General features: G+C 60.4%; 19 protein-coding genes. 7 read left to right on the plus strand and 12 right to left on the minus strand.

Annotation, left to right across the window (positions count from 1 at the left end):
* The first annotated feature begins 44 nt into the window (after nucleotides 1–44).
* Nucleotides 45–1,415: a glutamate--cysteine ligase gene (locus V8J81_RS19610; RefSeq protein WP_368477426.1), complete on the plus strand. Its 1,371-nt coding sequence runs from the start codon at nucleotides 45–47 to the stop codon at nucleotides 1,413–1,415.
* Here the strand turns inward: V8J81_RS19610 and V8J81_RS19615 are convergent.
* From V8J81_RS19615 to V8J81_RS19660, 10 genes are all read right to left on the minus strand, one after another.
* Entirely contained in the window at nucleotides 1,409–2,068 is a 660-nt protein-coding gene (locus V8J81_RS19615) for a DUF805 domain-containing protein (RefSeq protein WP_368477427.1), read from the minus strand. The two genes, V8J81_RS19610 and V8J81_RS19615, sit on opposite strands and share 7 nt — an antisense overlap.
* 209 nt (nucleotides 2,069–2,277) lie before the next feature.
* Nucleotides 2,278–2,643 (minus strand): DUF805 domain-containing protein, encoded by a 366-nt coding sequence (locus tag V8J81_RS19620; protein ID WP_368477428.1) that lies wholly within the window; start codon nucleotides 2,641–2,643, stop codon nucleotides 2,278–2,280.
* 202 nt (nucleotides 2,644–2,845) lie between these two features.
* Nucleotides 2,846–3,463, minus strand: coding sequence for a DUF805 domain-containing protein (locus tag V8J81_RS19625; RefSeq protein ID WP_368477429.1), 618 nt, complete (start codon nucleotides 3,461–3,463; stop codon nucleotides 2,846–2,848).
* Complete coding sequence (plsY, locus tag V8J81_RS19630) at nucleotides 3,402–4,010, minus strand: glycerol-3-phosphate 1-O-acyltransferase PlsY (RefSeq protein WP_368477688.1); 609 nt, start codon at nucleotides 4,008–4,010, stop codon at nucleotides 3,402–3,404. The genes V8J81_RS19625 and plsY overlap by 62 nt, the downstream gene beginning before the upstream one ends.
* Nucleotides 4,010–5,281, minus strand: a complete 1,272-nt coding sequence (gene pyrC / locus V8J81_RS19635; RefSeq protein WP_368477430.1) for a dihydroorotase — start codon at nucleotides 5,279–5,281, stop codon at nucleotides 4,010–4,012. Before pyrC ends, plsY begins: the two co-directional genes overlap by 1 nt.
* Before the next feature lie 4 nt (nucleotides 5,282–5,285).
* Nucleotides 5,286–5,849 (minus strand): aspartate carbamoyltransferase catalytic subunit, encoded by a 564-nt coding sequence (locus V8J81_RS19640; RefSeq protein WP_368477431.1) that lies wholly within the window; start codon nucleotides 5,847–5,849, stop codon nucleotides 5,286–5,288.
* Between the two features lie 2 nt (nucleotides 5,850–5,851).
* The gene (locus V8J81_RS19645) at nucleotides 5,852–6,364 is read right to left on the minus strand and encodes a hypothetical protein (RefSeq protein ID WP_368477432.1); all 513 of its coding nucleotides are present in this window, start codon (nucleotides 6,362–6,364) and stop codon (nucleotides 5,852–5,854) included.
* Nucleotides 6,361–6,915 carry a hypothetical protein gene (locus V8J81_RS19650; RefSeq protein ID WP_368477433.1) on the minus strand — a complete coding sequence of 185 codons (555 nt, stop codon included), beginning with the start codon at nucleotides 6,913–6,915 and terminating at the stop codon, nucleotides 6,361–6,363. The genes V8J81_RS19645 and V8J81_RS19650 overlap by 4 nt, the downstream gene beginning before the upstream one ends.
* Entirely contained in the window at nucleotides 6,912–7,856 is a 945-nt protein-coding gene (locus V8J81_RS19655) for an aspartate carbamoyltransferase catalytic subunit (RefSeq protein WP_368477434.1), read from the minus strand. Before V8J81_RS19655 ends, V8J81_RS19650 begins: the two co-directional genes overlap by 4 nt.
* A 55-nt stretch (nucleotides 7,857–7,911) precedes the next feature.
* Nucleotides 7,912–8,364, minus strand: coding sequence for a hypothetical protein (locus V8J81_RS19660; RefSeq protein WP_368477435.1), 453 nt, complete (start codon nucleotides 8,362–8,364; stop codon nucleotides 7,912–7,914).
* 55 nt (nucleotides 8,365–8,419) lie between these two features.
* Here V8J81_RS19660 and V8J81_RS19665 point away from each other — a divergent pair, with 55 nt between their 5' ends.
* The 5 genes from V8J81_RS19665 to V8J81_RS19685 all read left to right on the plus strand — a co-directional run bounded on the left by V8J81_RS19665 (nucleotide 8,420) and on the right by V8J81_RS19685 (nucleotide 15,240).
* Entirely contained in the window at nucleotides 8,420–9,205 is a 786-nt protein-coding gene (locus V8J81_RS19665) for a uracil-DNA glycosylase (RefSeq protein WP_368477436.1), read from the plus strand.
* Nucleotides 9,202–9,786, plus strand: a complete 585-nt coding sequence (locus tag V8J81_RS19670) for a hypothetical protein (RefSeq protein ID WP_368477437.1) — start codon at nucleotides 9,202–9,204, stop codon at nucleotides 9,784–9,786. The genes V8J81_RS19665 and V8J81_RS19670 overlap by 4 nt, the downstream gene beginning before the upstream one ends.
* Nucleotides 9,773–10,315, plus strand: coding sequence for a molybdenum cofactor biosynthesis protein B (gene moaB / locus V8J81_RS19675; RefSeq protein ID WP_368477438.1), 543 nt, complete (start codon nucleotides 9,773–9,775; stop codon nucleotides 10,313–10,315). The genes V8J81_RS19670 and moaB overlap by 14 nt, the downstream gene beginning before the upstream one ends.
* A gap of 82 nt (nucleotides 10,316–10,397) precedes the next feature.
* A complete protein-coding gene (locus tag V8J81_RS19680) occupies nucleotides 10,398–11,855 on the plus strand; it encodes an efflux RND transporter periplasmic adaptor subunit (RefSeq protein WP_368477439.1) in 1,458 nt (485 codons plus the stop codon).
* Nucleotide 11,856: 1 nt separating this feature from the next.
* The gene (locus tag V8J81_RS19685) at nucleotides 11,857–15,240 is read left to right on the plus strand and encodes an efflux RND transporter permease subunit (protein WP_368477440.1); all 3,384 of its coding nucleotides are present in this window, start codon (nucleotides 11,857–11,859) and stop codon (nucleotides 15,238–15,240) included.
* Between the two features lie 6 nt (nucleotides 15,241–15,246).
* On the opposite strand, the gene V8J81_RS19690 is transcribed toward V8J81_RS19685, so the two are convergent.
* Nucleotides 15,247–16,056, minus strand: coding sequence for a protein-disulfide reductase DsbD domain-containing protein (locus V8J81_RS19690; RefSeq protein ID WP_368477441.1), 810 nt, complete (start codon nucleotides 16,054–16,056; stop codon nucleotides 15,247–15,249).
* A 107-nt stretch (nucleotides 16,057–16,163) separates the two neighbouring features.
* Here V8J81_RS19690 and V8J81_RS19695 point away from each other — a divergent pair, with 107 nt between their 5' ends.
* Nucleotides 16,164–16,742: a YqgE/AlgH family protein gene (locus V8J81_RS19695; RefSeq protein WP_368477442.1), complete on the plus strand. Its 579-nt coding sequence runs from the start codon at nucleotides 16,164–16,166 to the stop codon at nucleotides 16,740–16,742.
* Here the strand turns inward: V8J81_RS19695 and V8J81_RS19700 are convergent.
* On the minus strand, nucleotides 16,733–17,686 hold the full coding sequence (locus V8J81_RS19700) for an L-threonylcarbamoyladenylate synthase (RefSeq protein ID WP_368477443.1): 954 nt from the start codon (nucleotides 17,684–17,686) through the stop codon (nucleotides 16,733–16,735). The genes V8J81_RS19695 and V8J81_RS19700 overlap by 10 nt on opposite strands.
* Nucleotides 17,687–17,756 lie beyond the last annotated feature (70 nt).

Raw genomic sequence — 17,756 nt, forward strand, 5'->3', positions numbered from 1 at the left:
GCGGGCCACGCCTATGCCTGACACGACGGCAAAGGCGAACGCGAATGTCCATTCCCCAGCAAGGCGGCGGGCCGATTGAGCGGCACGAGCAACTCGCAGAATATCTGGCCGAAGGCTGCAAGCCGAAAGCCGATTGGCGGATCGGGACGGAGCATGAGAAATTTGGGTTCTGCCGCGATACGCACAAGCCTATCCCTTATGAAGGCGAGCGGTCCGTCAAAGCGGTTCTGGAAGGGCTGCGGGATCGGTTCGGGTGGTCGCCAGTAGAGGAAGGCGGCAACATCATTGGCCTTGAGAAAGACGGCGCGAATGTCTCGCTGGAGCCGGGCGGGCAGTTGGAGCTGTCGGGTGCGCCTTTGGAGACGATCCACCAGACCTGTGACGAGGTGAATGAACACCTTCGGCAAGTGCGCGAGGTGGCTGATATCATCGGCGTGGACTTCATCGGCCTTGGGGCAGCGCCGGCCTGGACGCACGAGGATATGCCCCTGATGCCCAAGGGGCGATACAAGTTGATGGACGCCTATATGCAGAAGGTCGGCACTATGGGTCGGACGATGATGCGGCGGACCTGCACCGTTCAGGTGAACCTCGATTTCGCGTCAGAAGCCGACATGGTCCAGAAGATGCGCGTGGCGATTGCGCTGCAGCCCGTGGCGACCGCGTTGTTTGCGAATTCCCCGTTCTTGGACGGCAAGCCGAATGGTCACAAAAGCTGGCGCAGCCGAGTCTGGCGCGATCTGGATGCCGACCGGACGGGCATGGTGCCGTTTGTCTTTGACGAGGGGTTCGGGTTTGAGCGGTGGGTGGAATACGCGCTCGATGTTCCCATGTATTTTGTCTACCGCGACGGCGAATATGTGGACGCACTGGGACAGAGCTTTCGGGATTTCCTAAGGGGTGAATTGCCAGCACTGCCCGGTGAAATGCCGACGCTGAGTGATTGGGCGGATCATCTGACCACGATCTTCCCCGAGGCGCGCGTCAAGAAGTTCATCGAGATGCGGGGTGCTGATGGCGGGCCCTGGCGGCGGCTTTGTGCATTGCCGGCGTTCTGGGTTGGTCTGATGTATGATCAGGGCGCTTTGGACGCGGCATGGGACCTTGCGAAACGCTTCGACGAAGAAACCCGGCAGGAGATGCGCGTAGCGGCCTCTGTCGATGGATTGCAGGCCGAAGCGGGTGGTCACAAGATGATCGATCTGGCGCGCGAGGTACTGGCGATTTCTGAGGCGGGTCTGAAGTCGCGGGCGATGCCCGGTGCCGGGGGGCTGGTGCCGGATGAGACGCACTTCCTCAACGCGCTGAAGGACTCGGTAGAGACGGGGCAGGTGCCCGCCGATGAGCTGTTGGAGTGCTACAACGGCGCATGGGCAGGCGATCTGAGCCGTATCTACGCGGAATTTTCTTACTGAGTTTGCGGTCCTTGAACGCTCGGCAGAACGTGGCGCTTGTAATAGTCGCGTGCAGCAGCCTTGCGAGCCACTTCTGAGCGGTCTGCGGCCTCGCCCTCCAGTGCAGGTGCGAATGCAGGATGCGCTGGCACGGGTTGTTTGCGATCCGGCGCGCTATCTGGCCCAAACCGGTTGGGACCGTTTGTGCCCGCTTGGCATAGCCAAACCAAGAACCAGATGGATGCGATGAGCGTTGGGACGGTCATTACGAGCGAGGCAAGAAATACGCCGCCTGCACTGCCGCCAGCTGCGGCTGAGCCGGTCAGGACAATGCCACCAATGGCAGAGATGAAGGCCACCAATGCCGGCATGAAAATCCGCCAGCCGCTGCGGTCAGTGTCGTGCAATCGCCGGATCGTGACGGACAAGTTTGGAATGTAGAACAGGAGGATCGAGCCGATAAAGATCGGCCATTCGTAGCCCGCGAACAGAGAGTTGAAATAGGCCTCGGCCCGGACCGGGTCCTGCATCATCGTCGCGAAGGCCGGATCAGTTGCGGCGCGACTGGCCATGTGAAAGCCGAAGTAACCGCCGACGACCCCACCCAAAAGCGTTTGCCAAAGGAAGAACCACCAGTATTCAGCCCGACGCGCGCGACCGAAAAAATCGAACATGCGGATGTAGCACCGTCCAACTGCTCTGAAAAAGCCCATTCTCTCTACCCCAATACATGCATGCCGGCTCTCCGGCGGTTTGGGGAAAGATCGAATGGAATTGTGCCGTAGATTGGGCGGTGCCACGGCATTCTTTTGGGAATTCAATGCCCAAATGACAAACGGCCCGCCAATTGGCGGGCCGTCGTCAGGTTTAGTATGACCCCAGCTTAGGATGCTGCGGGCGCGTCGTAAGGATCGTTGCCGTATTCGTTCGAGCCCACGGTGCCGCGCTGGACGAACCAGTAGATCACCAAGATAATGCCGACGAGCGGCACGAGCAGGATCAGCAGCCACCAGCCGGAGCGGCCCACATCGTGCATGCGGCGCACAGCGACAGCGATGCCGGGAATGATCAGGCCGAGGAACGCAATGATCGACACGATTGGCATGCCAATGGCGCCGTCAACGATAGAGGCCACGACGTTGACGATGATGTTGAACAGGTAGAACCACCAATACTCCGAGCGGCGGGCACGGCCCGAGAAGTTGGCGTAGTTTGCGAAGACGTGCTTCACAGCAGTCATGAAATCCATTGGAAAGTCCTTTCAGGGTCCGGTCTTATCATTGTGACGGTGGCTCGTATTGGGTGTTTGGAAATGAACCCCTGGCCTCCGTTCGGCGACACATTTGCGTGAGGTCCTTGCGAAATCAACGAAATTAACCATCGGGTAAGGAAACCCGCCGGTCAGTGTGCCGATCTAGTAGCATTCGCCACTCTTGAGCGGTCCGAAATGCCTATTTCTGCAACATTTCCTGATAGTAGCGTTGTACTTCCGCCAATCGTTGCTCCTCGGTATCTGCGCGTTCGTCGAGTGCCGGATGATCTCCGCGAGGCACCTTTCGCCAAGGGGCCGGATCTGGACCATATTGATTGGGTCCATGTGACCCGCGCATCAGCAGCAAAGCTGCAAGGGCAACCCAACCGATAACTGGCAGGAGAATAAGCAGGATCCATCCGGTATGGTGGCCGCTGTCATGCAAGCGACGGCACGCGGATGTCAGCAACATGATGCTCAGAAGGGCAGACAAACAAAGAACGATCATGAGGAAATCGAAGGGCAGCTTCTCGTCCATCTCCGTCCAACGCGGCACTTGCAGGAGCACTGCAAATCCCAATGCGCCAAGTGATGCTGTCCACCAGAACTCCGCCCTTCCCGTACGACCACGGACGGTGAAAATGTATGATAGGCTACGGACCAGAGAACGTCCGGGCGACATGGCATTACCTCGATACTTCCATGAGGCGAGTGCCACGGTACCGCGGCGAAAATTGGGCAAATTAGAGGGCGTGTTAGCCCTTTTGGCCAATCCGAGGCTCTTCGCCGCGCGCGATGCGGCGAATGTTTGGGGCATGGCGCACCAAAATCAGTAAAGCGAGGGCTATGCAGAATAGCGTGGCTTCAGGTCGCCCGAGTGCAAGCGCCGCAAGCGGGCTGGCTGCCGCCGCGACCAGTGCGGCAAGCGACGATATGCGAAAGGCACCCGCGGTCACGGCCCAAACTGCGCAAGCTGCCGCGCCGAGAGGCAGGGCAAGCGCCAGCAAAGTGCCCAGAAAGGTTGCCACGCCTTTGCCGCCGCGAAAGCCCAGGAAGACCGGGAAGCAATGGCCAAGAAAGGCGCAGAAGCCCGCCAGTTGTGCAGCATCATCGCCCAAGGCTGCCCGTGCAACCAAAACGGCGATGGCCCCTTTGCCCGCGTCCAGCACTAGGGTCAGAAAGGCTGCAACCTTGTTTCCCGTTCGCAAAACGTTCGTGGCGCCGATGTTGCCCGATCCCACTTGGCGTAGATCACCTAGTCCGAACAGTCGGGCCATTACGATGCCGAATGGGATGGACCCAAGAAGGTAGGCGAGCACGGCGGTGAGCCCAAGCAGGCTTGCGGTGGTGTCGATCGGCGGGATCATGCCCCGGCCTCAAAAACCTCGGCCCCACCAACCCAAGTCCGCAGGACACGGCCCTGCATACGGGACAGATCGAATGGAGTATTCTTGGATTTTGACTGCAACTCGGCTCGATCCAGGACGAAGGGTGCGTCTGGGTCGAACAAGATCAAATCCGCCGGAGCCCCCGCAAAAAGACGGCCACCGGGCAACCCAAATCGTTGCGCGGGTTTAAGCGCCAACGCGCCAAACAACTCAGCCAGGGTCAGTTGGCCCGCGTGATAGAGCCGAAGCGCTGCGGGCAGAAGTGTTTCAAGTCCAACCGCGCCACTGGCGGCTGCCTCAAACGGCAAGCGTTTGCTTTCTTCGTCCTGCGGCGTGTGCATGGAGCAAATGATGTCGATTGTGCCATCCCGCACGGCCTCAACCATTGCCATGCGGTCGTCTTCCGAGCGTAGCGGGGGCTTGAGCTTGAAGAAGGTCCGATAGTCGCTAACGTCAAATTCGTTTAGCGTGAGGTGATGGATGGACACGCCCGCCGTCACGTCCTGCCCTGCGGCTTTGGCGCGTTGCAGGGCTGGTAGGGCGATGGCGGTGGAGATCTGGTCGGCGTGATAAGCCACACCTGTCATCTCGGCCAGTGCGAGGTCACGCTCCAGCCCCAAGCGCTCCGCCATGGGGGAGACGGCAGGAAGGCCTTTGAGAGAGGCGAATTTACCCGAAGTGACGGCAGCTCCATCGCTCAGTACGGGATCTTGCGGGTGGCCGACGATGAGCGCACCAAGTGAGCGTGCATAGGTCATGCAGCGGCCCAGGACCTTGGTGTTCGTCACCACACGGTCCCCATCAGAGAAGGCAACGGCACCGGCATCGCGCATGAACCCCACCTCGACCATTTCGCGGCCTTCGCGCGCTTTGGTCAGCGCTGCCATGGGGGCTACCCTAACCTTCGCTTCATCGCGCGCGCGGCGGATAACGAATTCCAGCACCTCGGGCGTGTCGATCGGGGTTGTGGTGTCGGGCCGCGTGACCATTGTTGTGACACCGCCCGCGGCCGCGGCCAGACCGGCGGTGCGGAAGCTTTCTTTGTGACGTTCGCCCGGTTCGCCGACTTTCACACCGACATCCACGATACCTGGAGCAAGGCATGCGCCCCCGCAATCCATGCCGCCCGCCCGCGTCCCTTCTCCGGTTTCTGCGATCAAGCCATCTTCGATCCGGACCCAACCGAGGGTTTCGGTCCCGGCGTCAGGGTCGATCAAGCGAGCATTGTGGAGGAGTGCGTTCGTCATGGGGTTAGTCCCTCGCTTGCCGTTCGGCGAAATTCAAGGCCCCACGTGCCTCGCGCATTTGCCTGTAAACCTCGCGTGCCGCGATGATGTTCCGAAACCCGACCCGGCGCGGCATGCTATTGTTGGAAGGCCGAACCCTGCCTTCCTTGAAAATCACGCTTCCCGGCACACCGTCTTCCAGTTCCAACATATCCATGTCGCGGATGCGGAAGCTTTCCAACTTGCGCCGGCCGAAGGCATTGGTGGCAATGAATGCTGACCTATCCGTCAACGTGTACCATGTGGTCGACCGTATATAGGCGTCCGCCAAGACATGGCCTGCCATCAGGTAGAGGCCGACAAACAGGAAGGGCAAACCGAACAACGGAAACAGATTGAACGGAAAGCCTGGGCCGTTGCCTGCTATGAACGACGCGGTTGCCATCCAGAACAGGGCAAAGGCTGCAAAGGCCGCGCCAAAGAAGCCCTGAAAACCGAGCGCGTCCCGCCAGCGAATGCCAGCCTCGGGCTGGCCTTGCCACAGGATGGTTTCATCCTGCTCGAGAATGCCGCTCCAACTGTCATCCACGGTCAATTCCACCCTACAAATATGGCGAGAACGGCGAACGCTGCGATGGCCAATAACATGTATAGAGCAATGGGCGGGACCGTTTCGCGCTCGGGTTCGGAGTGCGGTTTTACGCTTGGTGCGGGGCTGACCTCGGCCTTGGGAAGCGTCGCGGTATTGTCGGGCTGCGCCAGAGGAACCTTGGCAATTTCCGTGGCTTGAGGGCCCGGAGCGAAGGTGCCGGATATGGCGTTGTCTGGCACCAAAAGAACTGCGCCTTCCAGCGCGTCGAGGCGACGCTGATCGTCGGCGGGGATGCCGGTCTCGGGCGTGAAGGCGAGCTGGATGTAATCGCTAAGGGCCATGCCGCCGAGGTCGTCGACCGGGAACATCTCGATCTGGTCCGTGTCGAGTGCGTCGAGGCCGAGCCACTCGGTCAGCAGCGGCAGGTCAGGCGCCTCGCCCTTCTGGCGGGTGAGGTTGGTGTGGGAGACGGTGACGGGTTCGTTGAGGGCGAAGATGTGAAGCTGGGTCATTTTTCAAGTCTTTCAATGGCTTGTCGGGCGAGTTGAAAAACCTGATACGGGTTTTTGATCGCCCGAAAGGCAAAGCGGTTGTCATTTCTGTTCTTGCCGACAAGAGATGCCCAGAACCCGGGTGAGACTTGGTCCCTTTCGAAATGTACTTCGCCAAAGCTTGATCCATGAATGGAAATTGCCATCCCAGAATAGAGGCGTTTTTCGCCAAAGTATCTCTTGCCCGATAAGCGCGTGATCATGACGCGCTTTGAAGTAAGCGCGAAACGTGTGCGTCGACGAGTCTCCAAGAAGCGGAGCATCGGGAGCCACAAGATCAAAGCGCCGAATGCGAACATAATAGCCATGATCAAGCGAGGATCGCCTACCTGTTGACCTGGATTGGATGGCGTAATGATGAAGACTATCGGCACCATTGCTAAGAAAATGATGCCGTTCAGTATGTTGATCTTTGGCAATTCCAGTGCGGACCTGGCAAGACTTGGCCTCCCCTGCCACAGAACCTCCTCACCCTCCTGCAAATGCCGCGTCCAGTCGTAATCGTCGCTCACGCCGCCACCCGCCTTTCACGCAAGTTCTCCGCCAGCAACTCCATCGCCGCCATGCGCACGGCGACACCCATTTCGACCTGTTCCTGGATGACGGACCGGTTGATGTCATCAGCCAGCACGCCGTCGATCTCGACCCCACGGTTCATCGGGCCGGGGTGCATCACAATTGCGTCGTCCTTAGCCACCGACAGCTTTGCCGCGTCGAGTCCGTAGCGGTGGTAGTATTCCCGCTCGGACGGGATGAAGCCGCCGTCCATCCGCTCTTTCTGGAGCCGCAGCATCATCACGACATCGCAACCCTCAAGCCCCGTCTCCATATCGTCGTAGACCTCCACTCCCCAATCTGCGACGCCCGACGGCATCAGCGTGGGCGGGCCGATCAGGCGGATGCGGTTTTCCATTTTGCCCAGAAGCAGGATGTTGGACCGCGCCACGCGGGAATGGGCGATGTCGCCACAGATCGCGATGTTCAGCCTGTGCAACCGTCCCTTGGCGCGGCGGATTGTCAGTGCATCCAGCAGCGCCTGCGTGGGGTGTTCGTGTCGCCCATCGCCTGCATTAAGGACCGCGCAGTTCACCTTGTCGGCCAACAGCTTCACCGCGCCGGAATGGGGGTGGCGCACGACCAGTAGGTCGGGATGCATGGCGTTGAGCGTCAGAGCGGTGTCGATCAGTGTCTCACCCTTCTTCACGCTGCTCGTCTGCATCGCCATGTTCATCACGTCCGCCCCAAGACGCTTGCCCGCAATCTCGAAACTAGCCTGCGTCCTCGTCGAGTTCTCGAAGAACATATTGATCTGGGTGAGGCCCCTGAGCGGTTGACCATGATCGCGGCTGCCACGTTCGGCCTCTGCATGGATATCAGCGCGGTCGAGAAGGGTGGTTATCTCCGGGGGCGAAAGCTCTTCGATGCCAAGTAGATGCGGCTTGTCGAAACTCATGGGCGGCCCTCCGGTTTGGCGGCTTATAGGGGGCGGGGTGGGGCTTCGTCCAGCCTCAGGCACGGGTGATTGAGACGGAGATGTCCTGGCCCTGCCGGTTCGAGTGACGACGGCGGTAGAGCTTGCTGCCGACCCAGGCCATGTAGCCAGTAGCCCAGGAGCAATCGATTTCGATCCGGTCGGTCCAGCGGCAGCCATCGCCTTCGGGCTCAACGGTCAGGGTGTGGTCCCAGGTGCGGATCATGAACCCGTATTCCCGGCTTTGGATCAGGCGCGCAGCCCGGTCGAGCCGCTCGACATGCACCTGATAATTCGGATTCCGCATCACGCCCCAAACCGTGACGTTGAGGGTATAGGTTTCGCCTTCGACAAAATTGCCCTTCGGCAGGTCCTTGTAGGTGGCCACGCCACGCGTGGCCTCGGCCATTTCTTTAAAGCTCAAAGCCTCTGCGAACACCGCATCGGCATCGCGGGGGTAGAGAGCGGAGACGGTCAGGATGCGGGACATGGACAAACGATGGCAGGCCTTTCCGCCCCCCGCAATAGGGCCTAGCTTAGCGGCAATGGACGAGTCGGTGGGATATTGGGACGCGCTTGCCGCGCTGGACTGGCAGGTGGAGCTTGGCGCCGATGAGGCGATCCTTGATCTGCCCGTTGATCGGTTCGATCTGCCCTTACCAACACCCGCGCCGAAACCAGCCGCAGCACTCGTGACACAAGCCGCGCCTGTTCAGCCTGCCTCACCCGCCGTCGATACTGTCGCTATTGCCAAACAACTTGCCGAAAGCGCCGGATCGCTGGACGTTTTGCGCGCAGCGATGGAGGGGTTCGAGCATTGCGACCTGAAGCGTGGTGCGCGGAATTTCGTTTTCAGCGACGGGCACCCTTCGGCCCGCGTCATGGTTGTCGGCGAAGCGCCGGGGCGGGATGAAGACCAGCTGGGCAAACCGTTCGTCGGGCGTGCCGGTCAGCTGCTCGACAAGATGTTTGCGGCGATTGGGTTGGACCGGCAAGTGGACGGTGCGGGAGGGCTCTACATCACCAACATGCTGCCATGGCGGCCACCGCAAAACCGCGATCCGAAACCGGAAGAGCTGGCGATGATGCAGCCCTTCACGCGGCGGCACATCGAACTGGCGGAGCCGGATGTGGTTGTGCTGATGGGCAACCATGCCTGTGCCGGGTTGCTCGGACGGCGCGGGATCACACGAATGCGCGGGAATTGGGAGGATGTGTTAGGCAGACCGGCCATGCCGATGTTCCACCCTGCCTATCTGCTGAGAAATCCGGCGGCGAAGCGGGAGGCCTGGGCGGACCTGTTGGAGATCAAGGCGCGGCTGCAGGGATGAAATGGTTTGGGTCTCAACTCCACAACCTTCGCTGGACGGCGCTGGCGCTGGTTACGACCCTTGCAGCAGCGCCCCTTGCCGCCGATCCTTTGCGGATTTTGGACTTAGAGACACTAGCCGCACAGGCTGGCCCATACGAGACACGTATCGGTCAAGTCGGGGTCGCACCCCTTCCTGATGGTACAATCGTTTCAATCCTTCGATCAGGCGATATTGACCTCTGTGATCCAGGTCCGGACCCGGCATTTGGTACGGCCATCGTTGATGTTTTGCAGGCGCAAATGCTGATCCGCGAATGCCCGGTGTTCTCATCGCCACAGACAGAAACGCGTTTGGAAGCACTCAGGGATCTCGCCATCCCGCGCTATGCCGCACTGGTTGATGCGTCGCCTGAAACCGTTCGTGAAGCCTATGACGCGGCGTTGGACGGCATGAACCTTCCCGTTTTGTGCGACCAATATGTTGCCGCCAGACTGCAAGAGTGGACATCGCCTGAGATGGAAACGCGCCTGCGGTTGTCGATGGTGGCGGATCGGTATCCAGCCTATGCCTGTACATGGATTGTTAATGAGCAACCTTGATCAAACCCGCCCCTTCATCCCCTGCCGCATTGCGGTTCTTGCGGTAAGCGACACGCGTACGCTAGCCGAAGACAAATCCGGCGACGTGCTCGTTCAGCGTTTGACTGATGCGGGCCACATCCTCGCCGCGCGACAGATCCTGCGCGACGACCGTGAGCAAATTGCGGATCAGTTGCGCCAGTGGTGCGCGAATCCTGAGATTGACGTGATCCTCAGCACCGGAGGCACTGGCCTCACGGGCCGTGATGTAACCGTTGAAGCGCATCGTGATGTCTATGAAAAAGAAGTCGACGCGTTCGGAACCGTATTTACCCATGTCTCCATGGCCAAGATCGGCACCTCAGCGGTACAATCCCGCGCGACGGGCGGCGTCTCCAACGGCACCTACCTTTTCGCGCTGCCCGGTTCCTCAGGCGCTTGCAAGGATGCCTGGGATGAAATCCTGGCCTATCAGCTCGACTATCGGCACCGGCCCTGCAATTTCGTGGAAATCATGCCGCGTTTGGACGAACACAAGCGACGGAAATAACGCGATCGTGCGTGTTCTTGGACGGACGCCCATGCGCCGCTACATAGTTATAAACGCTTCACCCTAAACCCGGGACATGAAAATGCGGTTTTTTGGTCGCGCTGTGATCGGACTTTTCCTGACTGCGCTGACAGTCGGCCTTCTGGCTTTCGCCGGTTACACGACTTATGGCGCGCTTCAGGCGCGTTGGGCGGATGAAGGCCGCCCGCCGCAGGGACGCGAGCGGGTGTTTGCAGTTGAGGTGGCCCCCCTCACCTTTGGTGAAGAGACGCCCGTGTTGACGGCGTTTGGCGAAATCCTGTCGCGGCGCACGCTTGAATTGCGGGCACCGGCAGAAGGGACGGTCGTTGAACTTTCGGAGGTGTTTGAAGAGGGCGGCGCTGTCGAGGAAGGCCAGCTTCTGCTGCGCATCGATCCCTTTGAAGCGCAATCAGCCCGCGATACGGCAGCGGCTGACCTTCAAGACGCAGAGAATGAGCTGGCCGAAGCGGAACGCGCGCTGGAGCTTGCGGCAGAAGAAGTAGCGGCAGCGCGTGCTCAAGCCGATCTGCGCGCCACGGCCTTGGCGCGTGCTCAGGACTTGGCGGACCGAGGCGTGGGTTCTGCCGCCGCGGTCGAAACCGCAGAATTGGCAGCGGCAACGGCCAATCAGGCAATCCTATCGCAGCGACGCGCCCTGGCGCAGGCCGAGGCGCGGTTGGACAATGCCGGCACAGCGCTTGAGCGTCGCCGTATCGCGCTGGCGGAAGCTGAACGTCGGCTGTCACAGACCGAGCTTTACGCGGCCTTTGAGGGCGTCCTGACGGATGTGGATGTTGCCGCTGGACGCTTAGTGGGGCGCAATGAGCGGTTGGGCAGTCTGCTGGACAATGAGGCGCTTGAGGTCGCATTCCGAGTTTCCACCGCACAGTACGTGCGTCTTCTGGAAGAGGGCGGGCAGCTGACCGAACGCCCGGTGCGCGTAATCCTGGATGTCTTCGGCCTTGATGTGCAAGCGGAGGCCACGCTGACCCGCGAAAGTGGCTCGGTTGAGGAGGGCCAGACCGGCCGTCTGCTTTTCGCGCGCCTCGACGCACCGCGTGGTATGCGTGTGGGTGATTTCGTGCGGGTTGAGGTGGATGAGCCGCCTTTGCCCTTCGTGGCGCGCTTGCCCGCCACGGCCCTGGGTTCGGACGGGCAGATCCTGGTGCTTGGGGACGATGACGTGCTTGAGGCCGTATCAGTTGAGTTGATGCGCCGTCAGGGCAATGATGTGCTGATCCGGGGCGAAGGGCTGCGCGACCGCGAAGTGGTGGTGGCCCGCACACCCGTTTTGGGGGACGGCATTCGCGTGAACCCAATCCGCCCGGATGCCGCTGATGCGCCTGAGGAACCAGATACCATCGCGCTCGACCCCGAACGCCGCGCAAGACTGATCACCTTCGTCGAAGGAAACAGCTTCATTCCATCAGACGTGCGCGACCGCATGTTGCGACAATTGAATGAGGAAGAGGTTCCGGCCCGCATGGTGGCCCGTATCGAAGCCCGGATGGGCAGCTGATATGCGTGCCTTGCCCAATAGCGCAGGCGGCTTGCTGAGCTACTTCACCCGTCATCGCACGGCGGCAAATCTGCTGCTTGTCGTCATGATCGTCACGGGCCTTGCTGCCTTCCCGCAAATGCGCGCGCAGTTCTTCCCCGATGTCGTCAGCGACACGGTTGAGCTCCGTTTTGTGTGGGACGGGGCAGGGGCCGAGGATGTCGATGAAGGCATTGTCGCGGTGGTGGAACCTACGCTGCTGGCTGTGGCCGGCGTCGTCTCTTCCGAAGCGCAGTCAAATGAAGGCCGGGCCTATATCGGGTTGGAGTTCGAACCGGGCTGGGACATGGACCGCGCCGCCGATGATGTGCAGGCCGCGCTCGATACGATCACCGATTTGCCGGAAGATGCCGAAGAGGGGCAGGTCAGGAGAGGCAATTGGTTTGATCGGGTTACGGACGTCGTGATCACTGGCCCAGTTGCCACCGAGCAGATCGGGCGCTTTGCCGACGAATTTGTGACGCGCCTGTTCGATGTGGGTGTCACCAATACAACGATCCGGGGCGTTGCCGCGCCCGAGACAGTTATCGAAATCCCCTCCGCCAACCTGATCCGCTATGACATTTCGATGGCCGAAATTGCGCGCGTTGTTGGTGAAGCCGCCGCGACGGCACCGGCCGGGGATGTTGACGCCGCCAACGCACGCATACGCACTGGTGGCGAGGCCCGCACCGCAGAGGCCATCGCCGCCCTGACCTTGCGGATCAACGATGATGGCTCGGCCCTGACCATCGGTGACGTTGCCCTAATCGAAGTGAACGGTATTGACCGAGAGCGTGCTTTTTTCGTGGGAGAAAATCCTGCGATCACGATCCGCATCGACCGCACCGAAGATGGCGATGCTATTGCCATGCAGGAAGCGGTTGAACAGGTAGCCGCGTCACTTGAGGCCACGCTTCCTGCCGGAAGCTCCATTGATTTGATCAATACGCGGGCCGAGGCGATTTCCGGCCGCCTTAATATCCTGCTCGATAACGCGCTGTTGGGCTTGGGCCTTGTCGTCGCGCTGTTGTTTTTGTTCCTGAACGCACGCACGGCGTTTTGGGTCGCCATGGGCATCCCGGTGGCTTTGACGGCGGCCATTGCGCTTATGTGGTTGGCGGGTCTAACCATAAACATGATCTCGCTCTTTGCGTTGATCATCACGCTTGGGATCGTGGTCGATGATGCCATCGTGGTGGGGGAGCACGCCGATTATCGTGCGCGACAATTGGGAGAGCCGCCGGTCGTCGCCTCCGAGAACGCAGCACAGCGCATGGCAGCCCCCGTTTTCAGTGCCACGATTACAACTGTTCTGGCCTTTACCGGCCTCGTCGCTATCGGCGGGACGTTCGGAAATCTGATTGCTGACATCCCTTTCACGGTGATTGTGGTTCTTATTGCATCGCTCGTGGAATGCTTCCTGATCCTGCCCAACCACATGGCGCACGCGCTGGCGCATTCTGCGAAGACCCATTGGTATGATCTGCCGAGCCGCGTCGTGAATCGCGGCTTTGATTGGGTCCGTGACATGCTGTTCCGGCCCCTTATGCGCTTCGTGGTCTGGGCCCGATACCCGGTAATCGCCCTGGTGATTGTGATCCTGTCAACGCAAACAGCCTCCTTCATTCGCGGCGACGTAATCTTCCGCTTCTTCAATGCGCCTGAGACAGGCAGCGTGACGGGCAATTTCGCGATGGTCGATGGCGCGACCCGCGCCGACACGATGGCGCAAATGGCCGAGTTGCAGCGCGCGGCAGAGGCGGTGGGGGCTGAGTTCGAGGCTGAGCACGGCGTGAACCCGTTGGCCTATGTGCTTGCGCAAGTGGGTGGCGGCACGGGGCGGGGGTTGGCCGGGGCAGACAACAAAGATGCCGATCTTTTGGGGTCCCTCGACATTGAGTTGATCAGTGCGGACCTGCGCCCCTATTCTAGTTTCGCCTTTGCGAGCGCCTTGCAGGACGAGGTGCGCCAACTGCCGCTGACAGAAACGCTGAGCTTTCGTGGCTGGCGGGGCGGACCGGGTGGTGATGCCATCGACGTGCAGATTTTCGGGGCCGAGACGGAAACGTTGAAGGCCGCCTCTGAAGCGCTGCAAACGGCCCTTGTGGTCTATCCAGAAGTTACAGGCCTGCAAGACAGCATGGCCTATGACCGTGAGGAATTGAGCCTTGAGTTGACGCCGCAAGGCGAAGCGCTTGGGTTCGACATTGCCACGCTCGGCAGCACGTTGCGCAATCGCCTTGGCGGGATTGAAGCAGCCACATACCCCGATGGTCCACGCACGGCTGCGATCCGGGTGGAATTGCCTGCGGACGAACTGACCGCCGATTTCCTGGATCGTACCCTGCTGCGTGCGGATAGCGGTCAATACGTGCCCTTGGCTGACATCGTTACAGTCACATCGCGGCAAGGCTTCTCAACGATTGCGCGTGAGAACGGGGTTCGCTTGATTACTGTCTCCGGGGATCTGGGCGAAGATGATCCGGCCCGCGCGGAACTTGTGATGACCGAATTGCGCGAGGTGATCATTCCCCGCATCGAGGCGGAGTTCGGCGTTGCAACCCGCCTTTCCGGTTTGGCGGAGCAAGAGCAGGAATTCTTAACCGATGCGTTGGTTGGATTCCTGTTGTGCCTTGTGGGGATCTACCTTGTGCTGGCGTGGATTTTTGCCAGTTGGCTCAGACCCATGGTTGTTATGGCAATCATCCCGTTCGGGCTGGTCGGTACGATCTTTGGTCATGTCGCGTGGGATGTGCCGCTGAGCATGTTCACGGTGGTCGGCCTGATCGGCATGACTGGCATTATCATCAACGACTCCATCGTTTTGGTCACAACCGTCGATGAATATGCCGAAAAGCGCGGTCTCTTCCCGGCTATCATCGACGGCACTTGCGACCGTTTGCGTCCGGTTCTTTTGACGACGCTGACGACAGTTCTTGGTCTCATGCCATTGCTCTATGAGACCAGTCAGGATGCGCAATTCCTAAAGCCGACCGTGATCACTTTGGTTTACGGCTTAGGCTTCGGGATGTTCATCGTGCTTCTTGTGGTGCCGGCTCTGCTTGCGATTGGGCAAGACTTTGGCCAACAGATGCGGGGCTTCCGCCGTGCGCTTGGCTCGGCGGGACACAGCCGTGCGATGGCCCTTAGCATGGGCGCTCTGTGCAGCGCCGTGGCAGTTCTGTTCGCGGCCACGTTCGGATCGCTGGTGGCAAACGGAAGCCTTTGGGGCCCGCTTGCCGCATTGGGGGACAGTGCGTCGGCTGCCTTCATGGCGTTCGCAATCGGCACGCTGGCCCTTTGCGGTTTGGGATGGTTTGGTGCGATTGTTCTGCGCGCTACCGTGCGCCGCAGCGCTCCTTGAAGCGGATCAACCGGTGCAGTGATCCAGTTCGATTGCGCGCTGGCTGCCGATCACTGTGATTCTAAGATCACCGCGGTTCAACGCAAACGGTCCTTGATCAGCAGGAACAACGTCCGCAACGGCCGTGATCGCGCCGCCCTGCCGCTGCGTTGCGGCCTCGGAAACCCAGATCATGGGATCGCGGTGTTCTACGACAACAGTCTCATCGTTGCCCGTGGCAGGTACTTGCGCCCGAACGGTCACGCGCAAACCATCGCTGATTGGCTCGATCGTGCAGGTCACAGCACCAGCGCCCGCCTCAGAAGCCGTATAAGGACGGTCGGACAAGGCAGCCGCAATCGCGCCGTCGCGTGTGGTGCTGGGCGGCAGCGCGCCTTGAAGGTCGACCGAGATTGGCATGCAAACATCATAGCACACGCCAAGTTCCAACCGCCCTTCGACCTCCGCCGCGCCGTTCGTGTTTAACGCGAATTCGACTGGAAGGATTACCGATCCTTCATATCCAACCGACCTCAGTCCGTTAGTGAAAAAGACCTGCGGGCTTGGCCAATGGATGGCCATACCGGTCACACCCTCAACATCGGTCAAGCGCAGCACTGTAGGCACGCCCCCTTCACCCGGCGCGCGCCAATAGGTTTTCCAACCGGGGGCAAGATCAATGCGAATGGCTGCCATGTGCCTGTCGTCCGACAGTCGATAACCGGACAGCAGACTAACCTGCACAACCTCATCGGCCGAGAAGAACTGGGCCGAAGCGGGCAGTGCAGACATCAAGCCGAGCGCAAGTGCGCCAAAGGTGCGGGCGAAAAAGGTCATCGGATCGGAACTAGGAAGTTGCGCCTGAAATTGAAAGTCACGTTTCCGATACCCTGTGCAAGTGCATGACGATTGATTGATTCCGGCAACAGGCCCATGCTTCCCCCATGACAATGCCCGATCTTGCCCATGACCTGACCGGAAAGCTCCTGATCGCGATGCCGGGGATGGAGGATCCCCGCTTCGCCGGTGCGGTCGTGTTCATGTGCGTGCATTCACCGGGCCAGTCCATGGGATTGATCGTCAACAAGCCGATGGACGAGATCACCTTCGCAGAGATGATGGACCAGCTAGAGATCGCCAAGCAGGGCACCACGCCGGACGTTCCCGTGTGCTACGGAGGCCCTGTCGAGCTTCGGCGCGGCTTTGTGCTGCATTCATCCGACTACAAACCGCGTGGAGAAGAGGCTTTGCGCATAGACCATCGCTTCGCCATGACCGGGACGTTGGAGATCCTAGAAGACATTGCAGCCGGGCAAGGCCCGCGCCGCGCCATGCTGGCACTTGGGTATTCAGGTTGGGGCGAAGGCCAGCTTGAAGCCGAAATTCAACGCAACGATTGGCTAACGGCCGATGCGACGCCTGAACTGGTCTTCGATATTGCGATGGAGCGGAAATGGGACGCGGCGCTGGAAAGCCTTGGCGTGACGTCGCTGACCCTGTCCAGCGAGGCCGGTCACGCTTGAGGGTGTGAGGCCCGGCGCAAGCGATCATTGATTGCACGGCCGAGGCCAACCTCGGGGATATCCGCCACATGAATGCGCTTCGCCCCGGTTTTTCGCGCCAGTGCATCAGCCTCGTGCATGACGGAAAACAGGCGCGCGGCTGCTTCGACCAGATCACCGCTTTCTGACAGTGTCAGATCGGCGGCGACAGGCCCGAACCCGATGCGAATGTCGCCGTCCTGAGGCTCGCCTCCAAGGACGAGTGGCACGTTCGTTGCATAATGCCGCTCCATCTGGCCCGGGGCTTCGACACGTCCTGGGGTAAGGTCATCTGCAAGCGGGCCAACAAGCCTCTCGATCTCTTCCCGTGCGATGCCACCCTCTCGAAGCAAACGGACACCCGAGTTGCTCGGGGCCAGTATCGTCGATTCCAATCCCACGCCGCACGGCCCACCATCAATGATTGCGTCAACCTTGGCACCCAGACCGGCGGCCACGTGCGCGGCTTGTGTTGGGCTGACCTGCCCTGAAGGGTTTGCGGAAGGGGCCGCAATCGGTCCGCCGAAAGCCTGCAAAACACGCTGCGCAAGCGGATGCGCCGGGATGCGCACCGCGAGCGTCGGCAGGCCACCACTGACCAGATCAGCAACCGCCCCTTTGGATGGGAGCACCAAGGTCATGGCTCCAGGCCAGAACGCTTCGGCCAAGGATTGCGCTCCGGCTCCCAGCTCCACCAATTCCTCTACATGATCGAGCGATGGAACATGCACGATCAGCGGATTGAACTTGGGCCGCCCTTTCGCCTCGAATATGCGGGCAACGGCCTGACCATTCCGCGCGTCAGCGGCTAGCCCGTAGACCGTCTCGGTCGGGAGCCCAAGCAAACCGCCGTTTCGCAACACGTCAGCCGCTCGGGCAACACCCGCGCAATCATCTTGTAACATTTCGGGGTGAGACAGCGGCATCCGTGACGTAACGTTGAAGTTGCGTAAACTTGGGGGCGGACCCTAGGTCTGACCCATCAGACTGAGGCCC

Source organism: Gymnodinialimonas sp. 202GB13-11, assembly GCF_040932485.1.
In the GTDB taxonomy this organism is placed as follows: domain Bacteria; phylum Pseudomonadota; class Alphaproteobacteria; order Rhodobacterales; family Rhodobacteraceae; genus Gymnodinialimonas; species Gymnodinialimonas hymeniacidonis.

Coding starts and splice junctions, on each gene's coding strand:
- V8J81_RS19660 (WP_368477435.1), bottom strand. CDS start 8,364: ATGTCCCGCATCCTGACCGTCTCCGCTCTCTACCCCCGCGATGCCGAT.
- V8J81_RS19655 (WP_368477434.1), bottom strand. CDS start 7,856: ATGAGTTTCGACAAGCCGCATCTACTTGGCATCGAAGAGCTTTCGCCC.
- moaB (WP_368477438.1), top strand. CDS start 9,773: ATGAGCAACCTTGATCAAACCCGCCCCTTCATCCCCTGCCGCATTGCG.
- V8J81_RS19615 (WP_368477427.1), bottom strand. CDS start 2,068: ATGTTCGATTTTTTCGGTCGCGCGCGTCGGGCTGAATACTGGTGGTTC.
- V8J81_RS19700 (WP_368477443.1), bottom strand. CDS start 17,686: ATGCCGCTGTCTCACCCCGAAATGTTACAAGATGATTGCGCGGGTGTT.
- V8J81_RS19665 (WP_368477436.1), top strand. CDS start 8,420: ATGGACGAGTCGGTGGGATATTGGGACGCGCTTGCCGCGCTGGACTGG.
- V8J81_RS19695 (WP_368477442.1), top strand. CDS start 16,164: ATGACAATGCCCGATCTTGCCCATGACCTGACCGGAAAGCTCCTGATC.
- V8J81_RS19645 (WP_368477432.1), bottom strand. CDS start 6,364: ATGACCCAGCTTCACATCTTCGCCCTCAACGAACCCGTCACCGTCTCC.
- pyrC (WP_368477430.1), bottom strand. CDS start 5,281: ATGACGAACGCACTCCTCCACAATGCTCGCTTGATCGACCCTGACGCC.
- V8J81_RS19690 (WP_368477441.1), bottom strand. CDS start 16,056: ATGACCTTTTTCGCCCGCACCTTTGGCGCACTTGCGCTCGGCTTGATG.
- V8J81_RS19680 (WP_368477439.1), top strand. CDS start 10,398: ATGCGGTTTTTTGGTCGCGCTGTGATCGGACTTTTCCTGACTGCGCTG.
- V8J81_RS19685 (WP_368477440.1), top strand. CDS start 11,857: ATGCGTGCCTTGCCCAATAGCGCAGGCGGCTTGCTGAGCTACTTCACC.
- V8J81_RS19610 (WP_368477426.1), top strand. CDS start 45: ATGTCCATTCCCCAGCAAGGCGGCGGGCCGATTGAGCGGCACGAGCAA.
- V8J81_RS19625 (WP_368477429.1), bottom strand. CDS start 3,463: ATGCCCCAAACATTCGCCGCATCGCGCGCGGCGAAGAGCCTCGGATTG.
- V8J81_RS19670 (WP_368477437.1), top strand. CDS start 9,202: ATGAAATGGTTTGGGTCTCAACTCCACAACCTTCGCTGGACGGCGCTG.
- V8J81_RS19620 (WP_368477428.1), bottom strand. CDS start 2,643: ATGGATTTCATGACTGCTGTGAAGCACGTCTTCGCAAACTACGCCAAC.